The sequence below is a fragment of the Collimonas arenae genome (genome assembly GCF_000786695.1).
Taxonomy (GTDB): domain Bacteria; phylum Pseudomonadota; class Gammaproteobacteria; order Burkholderiales; family Burkholderiaceae_D; genus Collimonas; species Collimonas arenae_A.
The window spans coordinates 855,692-870,123 of record NZ_CP009962.1 but is presented as its reverse complement, the minus strand read 5'-3'; the positions used below and the strand labels follow the sequence as shown (position 1 = coordinate 870,123).

Below are 14,432 nucleotides of genomic sequence, written 5' to 3'. Positions count from 1 at the left end.
GCGCCGCACTTAGCTGCGCGGTGCGGCCACTTTCGCCGTCATTCTAACTTCCGGTAAAGACATCATGCCAATCACCGACCAAGAAGCGCTGTTGCGTTGCATCGAGCACCGCGAAATTTTTCACGACGAAATGCTGTCGCTGTTCCGTCGCATCATGAAGGGCGAGATGTCGCCGCTCATGATTGCAGCGCTGACCATGGGCTTGCGCGTCAAAAAAGAAACCATTGGCGAAATCGCCGCTGCTGCGCAAGTAATGCGTGAGTTCGCCACTCCGGTGCCCTGCCGCGATACAAGCAACCTGGTGGATATCGTCGGCACCGGCGGCGACGGTGCGCAGACTTTCAACATTTCTACTGCCTCGATGTTCGTTGCCGCCGCCGCTGGAGCGCGCGTGGCCAAGCACGGCGGACGCAGCGTCTCGTCATCGTCCGGCAGCGCTGACGTATTGGAATCGTTCGGCGCCAATATCAACCTGACGCCCGCGCAAGTAGCGCAATCGATAGAGCAGACCGGCATCGGTTTCATGTTCGCGCCGAATCACCACGCGGCGATGAAGCATGCGGCGCCGGTGCGCAAAGAACTGGGCGTGCGTACGATCTTTAATATCCTGGGGCCGCTGACCAACCCGGCCGGCGCGCCGAACATTCTGATGGGTGTATTCCATGCCGACCTGGTCGGGATCCAGGTGCGCGTGCTGCAGCGCCTGGGAGCGCAACATGCCATTGTGGTCTGGGGCCGCGATAACATGGATGAAGTTTCGCTCGGCGCCGGCACCATGGTAGGCGAGCTGGTCAACGGCGAAATCCGCGAATATGAAATTCATCCTGAAGATTTCGGCCTGCAAATGACCGCTAGCCGCAACTTGAAAGTAGCCAATTCTGCCGAATCGAAACAGAAAGTGCTGGAGGCGCTGGAAGACCAGCCTGGCGCAGCGCGTGATATCGTCGCGATTAATGCCGGCACCGCCTTGTATGCGGCAGGCGTCGCCAGCTCGATAGCGGACGGCCTCGACAAAGCGCGCGCCGTGATTGCTTCAGGTGCTGCCAAAGCCAAACTCGATCAGTTCGTACAGGCGACGCAAACCATTGCCGCGGCCGGGTGATCGCCACAAACTGCCGTAAAGGAAGAACCTCATGCCTGATATCTTGAACAAAATCCTGGCCGTCAAAGCGGACGAAGTCGCAGCGGCAAAAAAGCAGCAAGACTTCGCCAGCCTGCGGCGTGAAGTGGAATCTGACGCTGATGCGCACGTCGGTTTGCGCGGGTATGAAGCAGCCTTGCGCGGGAAAATCGCCGCAGGCCATGCCGGCGTAATCGCCGAAGTCAAGAAAGCATCGCCATCCAAGGGCGTGATTCGCGCCGACTTCCGGCCCGCCGAGATTGCTGTCGACTATGCAGCGCATGGCGCCGCCTGTCTGTCAGTGCTTACTGACATCAATTTCTTCCAAGGTACGCCAGAATATCTGCAGCAAGCGCGCGCCGCATGCACCCTACCGGCACTGCGCAAGGATTTCATGATCGATCCCTATCAGGTGTACCAGGCGCGCTCATGGGGAGCCGACGCTGTCTTGCTGATCGTCGCCGCGCTGGATCACGGCCTGATGGCGGAAATGGAAGCCGTCGCCCATGAACTAGGGATGAGCGTACTGGTGGAAGTACACAATATGGAAGAACTGAATGCGGCGTTGAAGCTGAAGACCAATCTGCTCGGCATCAACAACCGCAATCTCCGTACTTTCGAAACGTCCTTGCAAACCACGTTGGACCTGCTGCCGCACATCACACCGGACAAGCTGGTCGTTACCGAATCCGGCATTCACACCCGAGATGACGTCAAACGCATGCGCGATGCCAATGTCCATGCCTTCCTGGTGGGTGAAGCCTTCATGCGCGCGGAACACCCAGGTACAGAACTCGGTCGCCTGTTTAACGACTAAATCAGCTTTTCTCATGCCTTGGCGGCGGCAAGGCATGAGATCGAAGCTTAAAACGCCGGAATCAAGGAACCCTTGAATTCAGTCTCAATGAATTTACGCACCTCCTCCGACTGATATGCCTTGATCAGTTTCTTCACCCATGGCTTGTCCTTGTCTTCCGCCCGCGTAACGATCAGGTTGGCATACGGCCCCTTGGCTTCCTCCACCACAATCGCATCGCGCCGCAACGACAATCCGGCTTTCACCGCGTAATCGTTATTGACCGATGCAGCAGCAAGGTCGTCCAGTGAGCGCGGCAGCTGTGCCGCATCCAGCTCTACCAGCTTAAGCTTTTTCGGGTTCGCGATGACGTCAAGCGGTGTTGCATTAACGCCGTTTTCGCCGACGCCAGCCCTCAATTTGATCAAGCCCGATTTCTGCAGTAACAGCAATGCGCGATTGCCGTTGGACGGATCGTTCTGAATGCCGATGCTGGCGCCCACCGGCAATTGATCGACATTTTTATATTTCTTCGAATAGATCCCCAGCGGCGCCGTGATAGTCAGGGCGACCGGGACGATCTTGTAGCCGCGCGCCTTGATCTGGCTATCCAAGAAAGGCTTGTGCTGGAAAGCGTTGGCGTCGAGATCGCCAGCCGCCAGCGCTTCATTCGGCTGCAAGTAATCGCTAAAAGTGATCAGCTGGATTTCCAGTCCATCGCGCGCCGCCACTTTCTTGACCACTTCAAAAGTCTGCTCGGCATTACCTACGGAAACACCGACCTTGATCTTTATCTTGTCCTGCGCATGGGCCATGCTGATGCCGACAGCCAGCAATAAAATCGGTAATGTCTTGAAGATGAAACGACGCATTATTTCTCCGCTGCGGTATGTTGACAATAAAGTAAATGGCCATATTTACATAATCGTCGCAATTCACTAAGGAACGATTTTGCATGTCGATATATCTCAATTTTTGATTGATTGAGAGTCATTCCTGTTTTGTTCATATAATAAGCTTGCCGATCAAGCAAGCCATACCGCCGCTTATGACGTCACTTAAGGCCACGACTAATTACGACCGAAGTACTTTTTTGGAGGGTTTTGATGCGCGCTATTTATAAAGTGGTTACCGCCACATGCTTCAGTTTGTCCATCATCGGCGGAGGTGCAACGGCAGCTGACTCGCCTAAACACTATTCGGTCCGCGATTTCTTCAGGAATCCCGAGCAAGCCAGTTTCCAGCTTTCGCCCAACGGCAAGTACATCAGTTTCATGCAGCCGTGGGAAGGCCGCATGAATATCTTCATCCGGACTGTCGGCTCGGATGCCGCGCCGCTGCGCATTACTTCGGAAAAGGAGCGCGATATCAGCGGTTATTTCTGGAAGGGCGATGATCACATCCTGTTTGCCAAGGACTTCGGCGGCGACGAGAATTTTCACGTGGTGTCGGTCGGGCGCGACGGCAAGGACCTCAAGGACCTGACACCCTACCCCAAGGTACGGGCACAGATCGTCGACGACTTGAAGGACGACAAGGATGAAATCCTGGTCAGCCACAACAAGCGCAATGCGGAAGTATTCGACGTTTATCGTGTCAACGTCAAGACCGGCGCCGAAAAGCTGGTGGCAGAAAATCCCGGCACGATCCAGTCATGGATTACCGATCACGATGGCAAGGTGCGGGCGGCGACCACTTCGGATGGCGTCAATACCAGTTTGCTGTATCGCGCTACTGAGAGTGGCCCATTCAAGACCATCCTGACCACCTCGTTCAAGGATGCGGTCAGTCCGCTGTTTTTCACCTTCGACAACAAGAAACTGTATGTCGCGTCGAACCTCGGCCGCGACAAGCAGGCAATCGTGATTTTCAATCCGGAAACCGCCAAGGAAGAACAGGTGCTGTATGAAAATCCCGAAGTCGACGTCGACGGTCTTTCCTATTCGAGAAAGCGCAAAGTCCTGACGGAAATCAGCTACACCACCTGGAAAACAGAGCACAAATTCCTCGACGCTGAAACAGAAGCCCTATACAAAACCTTACGGGAAAAACTGCCTGGCTATGAAATCGTCACACAGTCGAACACCAAGGATGAATCGAAGTGGATCGTGGCTGCCTACAATGACCGTACTCAAGGCAGCCGCTATCTGTTCGACAGCAAAACCGGCAGCCTGACCAAGCTTGCCGACATCAATCCCGCCATCGCCGAACAGGATATGGCAGAGATGAAACCGGTGCAGTACAAGGCGCGCGACGGCTTGCTCATCAATGGCTACCTGACCCTGCCGCTGGGCAAAGATCCGAAGAACCTGCCGGTCATCATCAACCCGCACGGCGGCCCGTGGGCGCGCGACGTCTGGGGCTACAATCCGGAAGTGCAATTGCTTGCCAACCGCGGCTATGCGGTGTTGCAGGTAAATTTCCGCGGCTCGACCGGCTATGGCCGCAAATTCTGGGAAGCGTCGTTCAAGCAATGGGGCAAGACCATGCAGGATGACATCACGGACGGCGTGCAATGGCTGGTCACGCAAGGCATTGCCGATCCTAAACGGGTGGCGATCTACGGCGGCTCCTACGGCGGCTATGCAACGCTGGCCGGCGTCACCTTCACACCGGATCTGTATGCGGCTGCGGTCGATTATGTCGGCGTCTCCAATCTGTTCACCTTCATGAACACGATTCCCCCTTACTGGAAACCTTTCCTCGACCAGATGCATGAAATGGTCGGCGATCCGGAGAAGGACAAGGCTTTGCTGAGCTCCGCATCGCCGGCCTTGCATACCGACCGCATCAAGACACCGCTGTTCGTTGCACAAGGTGCCAACGATCCGCGCGTCAACAAGGCGGAATCTGACCAGATCGTGGAAAGCCTGCGCAAGCGCGGCGTGCCGGTGGAGTATATGGTGAAGGACAATGAAGGCCACGGCTTCCACAATGAAGAAAACCGTTTCGACTTTTATACAGCGATGGAAGGCTTTTTAGGCAAGCATCTGGCGCCGCAATAAAAATCACTGCATGGCTTTGAGCCAGAAATGGCGGGCGCCGGTAACGGTTGCCCGCTTTTTTTTTTGGCCGCAGCCAAGGTAACAATCAAAATGCAGCAGCTTTCCTCGCATGCACATCCATTCCGTCGGTCTTTAGATACTGTTTCTCAGCAAATGCCTATTTGTCAGATGCTGAATCACAAAAGTTTAGTAAGTTTACTAAACAAATATAAATGATATATGTAAAATAAAACCTTATATATCAGTTAGTTATGCGAATTTATTTTCCTAAAAATTTGTATATTTCTTTTTTTTACTATACATTAATACTCACAAAATATTCTTGAGTTCCGGCAACATAAACCGCAGCGAACAGCCGCGTCGTCAGCCTGCTCAGGTAAATGCGTGCGCCGCTGGCCGCGTGCAAATAAGGAGGAGAGAATGAGAGCAACGATTCGCGATATCGCCCTGGCCGCCAACGTGTCGATTGGCACCGTATCGCGGGCTTTGAAGAAGCAATCAGGTCTGACCGAGCAAACCCGCATCCACGTACAAAAAATTGCGACCCAGTTGGGCTACAACGAATCCAACCTGCGCCAGGGAAAGATCCGCCGCCTGACTTTCCTGCTGCATCGCCAGCATAATAATTTTGTCGCCAGCCCGTTTTTCTCGCATGTGCTGCACGGCGTGGAAACCGCCTGCCGCGAGCGCAGCATCGTGCCGACTGTGCTGTCGATCGGCCCTGCCGACAACGTGATGGACCAGATTCGTCTGCACGAACCCGACGCACTGGCGGTCGCCGGCTTCATGGAGCCAGAAGTGCTGGAGTGGCTGACCGAGACTGGCAAGCCTGTAGTACTGATCGATTTGTGGGCGCCCGGCTTTCGTTCAGTCAACATCGACAACCTCGGCGGCGCGCTAGCCGCGACCCGCCACCTGATGGATCTCGGCCGCCAGCGGCTGGCCTTTATTTCCGGCCCGCTATCCCATTACAGTATTGCGCAACGCGCACTCGGCTATCGCCAGGCATTGTTCGAAGCCGGCCGCCTGTTCGATCCGCGGTTGGAAATCACTTTGCAGCCGGGTCAGGAATTGCATCTGCAGGCCGCCGCCGCGATGCAAACCTTGCTGCAAACAGGCCAGCCGCCAGATGCGATATTTTGCTACAACGACGCCACGGCGCTCGCCGTCATGAGCGTATGCCAGGCGCGTGGCTTGCGGATTCCGGAAGATATCGCGATTGTGGGATTCGACAATATCGATAGCTCCACCAGCGCCACCCCACCGCTCACTACACTCGCTGTAGATAAGGAAATGCTGGGCCGAATGGGCATCAAATTATTGCTGGAAGATGCTCCCTCAAACACTGAAATGATGTTGCCTGTGGAACTGATCCAGCGCGCCAGCACACTTGGCAACTGAGCCGACAACACCATGAACATGCTAGAACTGACCGTAATGCCCAAAGACGAATTTCGCAATCCCTCGTTCCTGCTGCAACATGTGCGCGACACCATGCGCTTCTATCATCCGACCGTAATTGACGCCTCTGGCGGCTTCTATCATTTTTTCAAAGACGACGGCAGCGTCTACGACAGCGAAACTCGTCACCTGGTCAGCAGCACCCGTTTCATCTTCAACTATGCGATGGCTTACCGTCAGTTCGGCGATGCCGCTTATCTGGATGCGGTACATCATGGCGTGAAATTCTTGCGCGAAGTGCATTGGGATCCGCAACTAAAAGGCTATGACTGGACCTTGTCATGGAAAGACGGACGCAAGCAGGTAACCGACGCAACCCGTCATTGCTATGGCCTGGCGTTCGTGCTGCTGGCGTATGCACACGCGGCGATGGCTGGCGTATCCGGCGCAGAAAAATGGTTGTACGAGACCTATGATCTGCTTGAGGAGCACTTCTGGGAGCCGCATGCTGGCTTATATGCGGACGAGGCCAGCGCCGACTGGAAAGTGCAGCCGTATCGCGGCCAGAACGCCAACATGCACATGACCGAGGCTTTGCTGGCAGCCTATGAAGCCAGCGGCGACCCGTTATTCCTGGAGCGCGCCGACACCGTGGCGCGTCATATCACCGTACGCCAGGCAGCGTTGAGCAACGGCCTGATCTGGGAACACTATCATCAGGACTGGTCGGTCGACTGGGACTACAACAAAGAAGACAGCAGCAACATCTTCCGCCCCTGGGGCTTCCAGCCCGGCCATCATACCGAGTGGGCCAAACTGCTGCTGATTCTAGAACGGCACCGACCGCAGGAATGGCTGCTGCTGCGCGCCATCGAATTGTTCGACGCCGGACTGGATGCAGCCTGGGACATGGAATGCGGCGGCATCTACTACGGCTTCGCGCCGGACGGCGTGATCTGTGATCAGGACAAGTATTTCTGGGTGCAGGCGGAGAGTTTTGCGGCTGCCGCGCTACTCGCCAAACGTACCGGCAAGAACCGCTTCTGGGATTGGTACGACCATATCTGGCAATACAGCTGGCAGCATTTTGTCGATCACCAATACGGTGCCTGGTTCCGTATCCTGACGCGCGACAACCGCAAGTATAGCGACGAAAAAAGCCCTGCCGGCAAAACCGACTATCACACCATGGGCGCATGCTACGAAGTGCTCAGCGCCTTGTCCGCTGAACCCCTGCCATGAATTTCATTCCTCAAACCCGACTTCCGCAGTTTGTCTCCGCCGGCGACATTCTCACCGACCTGATCCGCGTTGACGACTTGCATTGGACAGCGCAAGCCGGCGGCGCAGGCTGGAATGTGGCGCGTGTGGTGGCGACGCTTGGCGTGCCAAGCGCCTTCGCCGGCGCCATCGGCTTCGATCATTTCAGTGACGAACTTTGGACACAAAGCGAACGCGCCGGGCTGGATCTGCGTTTCCTCCAGCGCTACTCGCAGCCTCCATTGCTAGCGGTAGTGTCGGAAACCGATCCGCCCGATTACTTTTTCATCGGCAGCGACAGCGCCGATCTCGCGTTCGATCCTGAACATTTGCCGGCAGGCTGGATGCAGCAAGCCCGATGGGCTCACTTCGGCTGTATCAGCCTGGTTCGCCAGCCGCTGGCAGACAAGCTGATCGCACTGGCAGCGACCTTGAAGGCCAGCGGCGTCCGCATCAGCTACGACCCCAATCATCGCAAGCTGATGGATGAACATTACCTGCCGACGCTGGAAAAAATGATGGCGCTGGCTGACATCGTAAAAATCTCCGACCAGGATCTGCAAGCCTTCTTTCCAGAACTAGATACCGCCACGGCAATCGCCCGGCTGCAACAAATGCAGCCGGGCGCCACCATCCTGTTCACCCGCGGCAGCGCCGGCGCCTGCCTGTTGCAGGATGGGGTTGAAATCGCCGTCAGCCTGCCGCCGAAAGTAGCGGTACGCGATACCGTCGGCGCAGGCGATGCTTCGATCGGTGGTTTGCTATTCAGTCTTATGCACCATACGCACCGCAGCTGGGCCGAACATCTAGGCTTTGCCGTCGCAGTGGCGGCTGCGTCCTGTCGTCAGCAAGGCGCTTACGCGCCGACGCTGGACGAAGTGGAACAGCTGCTGATTCTCAACCTGTCGAACGTATCGACCGAATGCTTCTACTAAACATCTCGTAGTCTGCGGCGCCCTTGTGGCCCGCCCTGTCGCCAATCCACATCTGGATATTGGCAACACCAGCAAATCTTGACATCGAATTACATACGTAATTCGTAGTGGGTAGGTGTATCCGATTACTTTGCACAAGCAAGTAACGACTATAAGGAGGAACAATGAATAAGCAGTCATGCAGGAAGCTTGCTATTGGTGTTCTCGCGGTCATGCTGTTCGGCTGTGGCGACGGTTCAAACGGTCTGGATGGTGCGACAGGAAGCGCCGGTGCGAACGGCGCCACAGGAGCTGCAGGCGTCGCTGGCATTAACGACGTTCCCGGCCAGCCTGGCGCGGCTGGAGCTACAGGAACTACAGGTGCAACCGGACCGGCCGGACCTCCTGGGCCGCCGGGAACCAGCACTATACCTCCGGTCGCGGAGGTGGATACCAGCCAGACGAAACCGCTGCCTGAACTGGCGCTGACCAAATATATCAATCCCTTCCTCGGCACCAAACAACAGCCAGGCGGCACGCATCCCGGCAACACCAGCCCGGCCGCAACGCTGCCTTTCGGCATGGTGTCGTTCGGGCCGGATACCGACATCGATCATGAGTACTATTCCAGCGGCTCCGGCTATAACTACGACAGCAACATGATCAATTATTTCAGCATGACTCGCATCAGCGGCCCGGGTTGCCGCAGCGGCGGCACCTTGCCGATCATGCCGACCATGCTGACCAGCCAGCTCACCAGCAACAGCAACCTGGTCATGCGCCAGTCCAGTAACACCTTCGACCACAAGGATGAAAGCGCGGCGCCTGGCTACTACAAGGTCAAGACCAAGGATGGCATCATCACCGAGCTGACGGCGACCGCCCGTAGCGGCTATGCCCGCTTTACCTATCCAGACAAGACCAAGGCTATCCTGGTGATCGATGCAACCCAGAACAACTCGATGACCGGCGTCAATGCACAGATCTGGCAAGATCCCGCCGATGCCAGCGGCTTCTACGGCAAGACCACCAACAAATTCAACTGTGGTGGCAGCTATGACGTGTACTTCTACATCCAGTCCGGCTCCGCCTATGCCAAGGCGCCGCGCTTCATCAACAACACCGGCACCTTGATCCTGAATTTCGATCTGTCTAAATCCGCGGGTAGCAGCGCCGCAGTCAAGGTCGGCCTGTCCTACGTCAGCCCGGCCAACGCTTTGCGCAATCTGAAAAAGGAAAACGCCGGCTTTGACTTCGATAAAACAAAAAGCAAGGCGGACGCCGCATGGAATACACGTCTTAATACAATCCAGGTGGATGCGACCGGCGCCACCAATGACTCCCTGACGCAGTTCTATACAGCGTTCTATCACGCCATGTCCGGCCCGACTTTGTTCAGCGATGTCGACGGCAGCTACATCGGCCTGGATAAGCAACGCCATCAGACCGACACCTACAAGGACAAGAACGGCGCCCTGGTGCGCCGGAACCATTACACCACCTTTTCCATCTGGGATACCTACCGTTCGCTCGGCGCCATGCACGCCTGGCTGTTCCGCGACGAAGCGGCAGACATGGCGCAATCGCTGGTGAACGACGCCGTGCAATGCGGCGCCTTCCCGCACTGGGCCGACGCCAATGTCGATGACGTGCCGATGGAAGGCGATCATGCGCCGATGCTGCTGGCCAGCCTGCAAGCCTTTGGCGCCACCCGCTTCGACAGCGCCACCGCCCTGACTTACATGCGTCGCGCCGCGTTCGGCCCTACTCCGGATTGGCCGCAATGGCCGGCATGCAACGGCAATCCTGCGTTCGGCAGGAATGTGGCCGGCACTGCGCAGGGTAATATGCCGGACTATCTGAAACTGGGCTACGTCGCCGAAGGCAGCGACGCCAGCGGCATCCATACCGGCTCGATCACCATCGAAGGCGCCAACCGCGATTTCGCCATCGGACGCTTCATCAACAACCTGAATCAAAGCAGCGTCAGCGACGACGACAAGAAGAACGCGACCACCCTGCTCTTGCGCGGGGAGAACTGGAAAAATATTTTCAACCCAACCACCAAGGTCATGGCGGTCAAAGACGTGGCCGGCAACTGGGCCTCGCCGTCGCAAGACGATGGCTATCATGAAGGTACGGCGGCGCAATACCTGTGGGCGATTCCGCACGACTTAAGCAAGATCGTCACCGCCTTGGGTGGCAACGCTGCAGCCGTGCAGCGGCTGGATACGCTATTTTCGATCAGCGCCAAACCAAGCGCGCCATCGGGATTGACCATCGATTCCAGCAGGCTGAACGGTGGTGAAAATTCCAATGACTTCTACATGGGTAACGAGCCTGGATTCGCATCGCCATGGGCCTATAACTGGAGCGGTACGCCTTCACGCGCACAGTTCGTTCTGCCGCAAATCATGGCCGCCACTTTCTCCAACAAACCCGAGGGCCTGCCTGGCAATGACGACGTCGGCGCCACGTCTGGCTGGTATGTATGGGCCGCGTTGGGACTGTATCCGATGATCCCTGGCGTGCCGGGACTAACCATGGCGACGCCGCAGTTCTCGAGCGTCACGCTCCAGCTGGCAGACAGAAAACGGCTAGTGATCAAGCGCGACCACAACGCTGCGTTTGTCAAAGCCCTGAAGGTCAACGGCAAGGACTGGGCCAGCACCTGGCTGCCTTTGAGCACAGTACAGGCCGGCGGCACGCTGGATTTCAGCGTCGCCGACAAGCCGACCTCGTGGGGACAGACAAGCACGCCGCCGTCGGGCGCAAATGGGAATTTCTCCCAGACTCCCTGAGCTGATGTAAGGAGAGCGAATCGGCCATACGGCCGGTTCGCCGGCGTTCGCCTGCTGCTGGCGCGGATCGCGTTCGCCTTTGTCAAAACACGCCAGCGTCATCCAGAAATTTGGACTTTCAACAATACAGTTATTGGAGGAACAATGAATCTGCACTTGAAGAAGAATCTTGCGATCGGAATAGCGATAGCCTCGCTATTCGGTTGCGGTGGCGGCTCTGACCAGACATCAATTGCCGGCGCCGGCGCTACTGCAGCCGCCAACAGCATGGCAAAGAATGCTGATCCCGCAAACATCGACGAATCGCAAGCAGATAGCGACACGGTCACCAAAACGGCCCTGACCAACTACGTCAATCCTTTCGTCGGCACCGCGGACTCAGCGGCGCCAGCCACCGATCCGGTGCCGGCAGGCGCCAGGGGCGGTACGTTCCCCGGCGCCACGACGCCATTCGGCATGGTGCAATGGACCCCGATGACGCCTAGCAACGGCGGCCAGGACCAGCCAGTGGGTTACATCTACAAGGAAAATACCATTATCGGTTTTCCTTTGACGCAGATGAGCGGTTCCGGTTGCAGCGGCAACCAGGGCGAACTGCCGATCATGCCGACCTTCGATACCAGCTCGGTCGGCGTCAACGCCAAACCGAATTTCGATCACAAAAACGAAGCGGCAAAACCCGGTTACTACCAGGTTACCCTGAACGATGGCATCAACACCGAGCTGACAGCCACCACCAGAACCGGCTTCGGACGCTTTACCTTCCCTGCCCAGTCGGCCATCGCCAGCACCAACAAGACACCTTATCTGGTATTCGATGCCACGCGCACCAACACCATTGCGTCGACCACCGGCGTCATTAAGACCGAAGGCAAGGATGCCTTGTCCGGTTCCACGGTAGGCGGCAAATTCTGCGGGGCGCGCACTTACACATTGTATTTTTACGCCAAGTTCGACCGCGACATCACTGCGACCATCAGCAACGGCAAAGCCAACGTCACATTCGACGCCAGCAAGAAGCCGGCTGTATTGATGAAAATCGGCTTGTCTTATGTCAGCAGCGACAATGCCAAAAAGAATCTGGAACAGGAGCTTCCGCACTGGAATTTCAATGCCGTGCGCAATGCGGCGTCCCACGCATGGAACAAGCGCCTCAAGACAATCCAGGTCAGCGGCGGCACCGATGTGGAAAAGCGTAAGTTCTACACTGCGCTGTATCACTCGATGCTGTCGCCGAACACCAATAGCGATGTGAACGGCGACTATCTCGGCTTCGACCAGAAGACGCACAAGGTGCAAGACGGCCGCACCCAGTATGTCAATTACTCCAACTGGGATATTTACCGCAGCCTGATCCCCTTGAACAGTATGCTGTTTCCAAAGGAAACCAGCGACATGCTGCAATCGCTGGTTAACGATGCAGACCAATGCGGCGCCATCCCGCGCTGGACCCCGGTCAATGTCGACGCCGGCATCATGCCGGGCGATTCAGGGGTAGCGACCGTTGGCGGCGGCTATGCCTTCGGCGCCACCAATTTTGACGCCAAGAAGGCGCTGGACTACATGACGCTGGTTGGTAGCAAGGCCGACGTGCAATGTACCGGCGATCACGTTCGCGATAGCGTCGACCGCATGAACGACTACCTCGTGCATGGTTACGCCGCCATGGACAACGGCTGGTGGGCAGGCTCGCTGACATTTGAATTCGGCACGGCAGACTTCGCCACTTCGCAATTGGCAAAGGCACTCGGCGACAACATGAATTACCAGCTTTTCCTGAGCCGCTCCGCCAACTGGAAGAACCAGTACAACTCCGCTCAGAAACAGCTCTTGCCGCGCTATCGCAACGGCTCCTGGCTGTTGAATCCACAACCGAACGCCGATATGGTGGAAGGCAATGCCGAGCAATATACCTGGATGTCGGCCTACGATGCACGCGGCTTGTTCAATCTGGTGGGCTGCAATACGGCAGCCATCACGCGCCTCGACGCCTTCTTCCAGAATCTCAACGCCGGCATGAATCTGCCAAATTTCTACATGGGCAATGAACCGAGTTTTGCCACGCCATGGCTCTACAACTGGAGTGGCGCGCCATGGCGCACGCAAAAAGTGGTGCGTGACGTCGTCAACACGGTGTTCTCGGATGGTCCCGGCGGTTTGCCTGGCAATGACGATCTGGGTGCTGTCTCTTCCTGGTACGTGTGGGCCGCTATCGGCCTGTATCCTGAAGTACAGGCAGTCAGCGGCCTGACCATCGGCAGTCCGATGTTCGACAAGGTAGTCATCCACTGGGCCGACGGCAGCAAGAAGCTGGTGATCAGGGCCAGCGGTGCTGGCACCAACTCGCCGTATATCCAGACCCTGGCGTTGAACGGCAAGGCGCTCGACATGCCATGGCTTTGGCTCAAGGATTTGAAAGATAACGCAAAGCTGGATTTCACCCTCGCGGCCAGCCAGTCGCAATGGGGCCAGGATTCGTCGTCCAGCATGCCATCCTTCGGCCTCGATGGCTTTACCAGCCTGGCCGATGCGCTAAACAACCATGGCATAGGCACCGATGGACAGAAAACCACCCGCGGACTGGAAGGCTATACCTACGACATGGGCGGTTGGAGCTATTCTTCGCAAGCACTGGCGGCGGCGGGTGCGACGCCGGGTGCCAGCGTCAGCTTCAACGGCATCTCGTTCACATGGCCGGACGGCAAATCGGGACTGGACAATATGGTCAGCCAGGGCCAGACCATCACGCTTGCCAAAGCACAGGCAGCCGGTACGCTCGCCATACTGGGCAGCTCGACAAACGCGTCAAGCGCGCCTAGCGGCAAGCTGACCATCACCTATACCGACAATACCCAGGCCAGTTTCGATTTGCGCTTCGATGACTGGACCCTGGGCGGCGGATCGGCCAAGGTTGGCAGCTATAACAAGATCGCCCTCACCAGTGCGCATCGGGTTGACCAGAACGGCAATACCGATAGCACCAAGGCCTATGTCTACTACTGGGATGCCCAGCTGGACAAGCAACGCCAAGTCAAGAGCATCACCCTGCCGTACCAGACCGACAACGGCGCGTTGATGCATGTGTTTGCGATGCAATTGAAATAATGTGAAACGCGCTTACCGGCCCCCGTCGGT

At 56.9% G+C, this 14,432-nt stretch carries 9 protein-coding genes; 8 read left to right on the top strand and 1 reads right to left on the bottom strand.

Annotated features, from left to right (window positions below; genetic code table 11):
• Positions 1-64: 64 nt before the first annotated feature.
• Both trpD and trpC read left to right on the top strand, forming a co-directional pair.
• Positions 65-1,102: an anthranilate phosphoribosyltransferase gene (gene trpD / locus LT85_RS03890; protein WP_038485515.1), complete on the top strand. Its 1,038-nt coding sequence runs from the start codon at positions 65-67 to the stop codon at positions 1,100-1,102.
• A 31-nt stretch (positions 1,103-1,133) separates the two neighbouring features.
• Entirely contained in the window at positions 1,134-1,937 is an 804-nt protein-coding gene (trpC, locus tag LT85_RS03885; protein WP_038485512.1) for an indole-3-glycerol phosphate synthase TrpC, read from the top strand.
• Between the two features lie 47 nt (positions 1,938-1,984).
• On the opposite strand, the gene LT85_RS03880 is transcribed toward trpC, so the two are convergent.
• On the bottom strand, positions 1,985-2,788 hold the full coding sequence (locus tag LT85_RS03880; RefSeq protein WP_038485509.1) for a MetQ/NlpA family ABC transporter substrate-binding protein: 804 nt from the start codon (positions 2,786-2,788) through the stop codon (positions 1,985-1,987).
• A gap of 243 nt (positions 2,789-3,031) precedes the next feature.
• Between LT85_RS03880 and LT85_RS03875 the strand changes: the two genes are divergently transcribed.
• The 6 genes from LT85_RS03875 to LT85_RS03845 all read left to right on the top strand — a co-directional run bounded on the left by LT85_RS03875 (position 3,032) and on the right by LT85_RS03845 (position 14,402).
• Entirely contained in the window at positions 3,032-4,921 is a 1,890-nt protein-coding gene (locus LT85_RS03875) for an alpha/beta hydrolase family protein (RefSeq protein ID WP_038494975.1), read from the top strand.
• A gap of 420 nt (positions 4,922-5,341) precedes the next feature.
• Positions 5,342-6,322, top strand: coding sequence for a LacI family DNA-binding transcriptional regulator (locus tag LT85_RS03870; protein ID WP_038485506.1), 981 nt, complete (start codon positions 5,342-5,344; stop codon positions 6,320-6,322).
• A gap of 12 nt (positions 6,323-6,334) precedes the next feature.
• Entirely contained in the window at positions 6,335-7,564 is a 1,230-nt protein-coding gene (locus LT85_RS03865; protein WP_052134625.1) for an AGE family epimerase/isomerase, read from the top strand.
• Positions 7,561-8,517: a carbohydrate kinase family protein gene (locus tag LT85_RS03860; protein ID WP_052134622.1), complete on the top strand. Its 957-nt coding sequence runs from the start codon at positions 7,561-7,563 to the stop codon at positions 8,515-8,517. The genes LT85_RS03865 and LT85_RS03860 overlap by 4 nt, the downstream gene beginning before the upstream one ends.
• A 164-nt stretch (positions 8,518-8,681) precedes the next feature.
• A complete protein-coding gene (locus LT85_RS03850) occupies positions 8,682-11,297 on the top strand; it encodes a GH92 family glycosyl hydrolase (protein WP_081992010.1) in 2,616 nt (871 codons plus the stop codon).
• A gap of 144 nt (positions 11,298-11,441) precedes the next feature.
• Positions 11,442-14,402, top strand: a complete 2,961-nt coding sequence (locus tag LT85_RS03845) for a GH92 family glycosyl hydrolase (protein WP_038485500.1) — start codon at positions 11,442-11,444, stop codon at positions 14,400-14,402.
• Positions 14,403-14,432: the final 30 nt, after the last annotated feature.

Bases quoted from the DNA above. Each gene is read 5' to 3' on its own strand.
- trpD (WP_038485515.1), top strand. From the start codon at position 65: ATGCCAATCACCGACCAAGAAGCGCTGTTGCGTTGCATCGAGCACCGC.
- trpC (WP_038485512.1), top strand. From the start codon at position 1,134: ATGCCTGATATCTTGAACAAAATCCTGGCCGTCAAAGCGGACGAAGTC.
- LT85_RS03880 (WP_038485509.1), bottom strand. From the start codon at position 2,788: ATGCGTCGTTTCATCTTCAAGACATTACCGATTTTATTGCTGGCTGTC.
- LT85_RS03870 (WP_038485506.1), top strand. From the start codon at position 5,342: ATGAGAGCAACGATTCGCGATATCGCCCTGGCCGCCAACGTGTCGATT.
- LT85_RS03865 (WP_052134625.1), top strand. From the start codon at position 6,335: ATGAACATGCTAGAACTGACCGTAATGCCCAAAGACGAATTTCGCAAT.
- LT85_RS03860 (WP_052134622.1), top strand. From the start codon at position 7,561: ATGAATTTCATTCCTCAAACCCGACTTCCGCAGTTTGTCTCCGCCGGC.
- LT85_RS03850 (WP_081992010.1), top strand. From the start codon at position 8,682: ATGAATAAGCAGTCATGCAGGAAGCTTGCTATTGGTGTTCTCGCGGTC.
- LT85_RS03845 (WP_038485500.1), top strand. From the start codon at position 11,442: ATGAATCTGCACTTGAAGAAGAATCTTGCGATCGGAATAGCGATAGCC.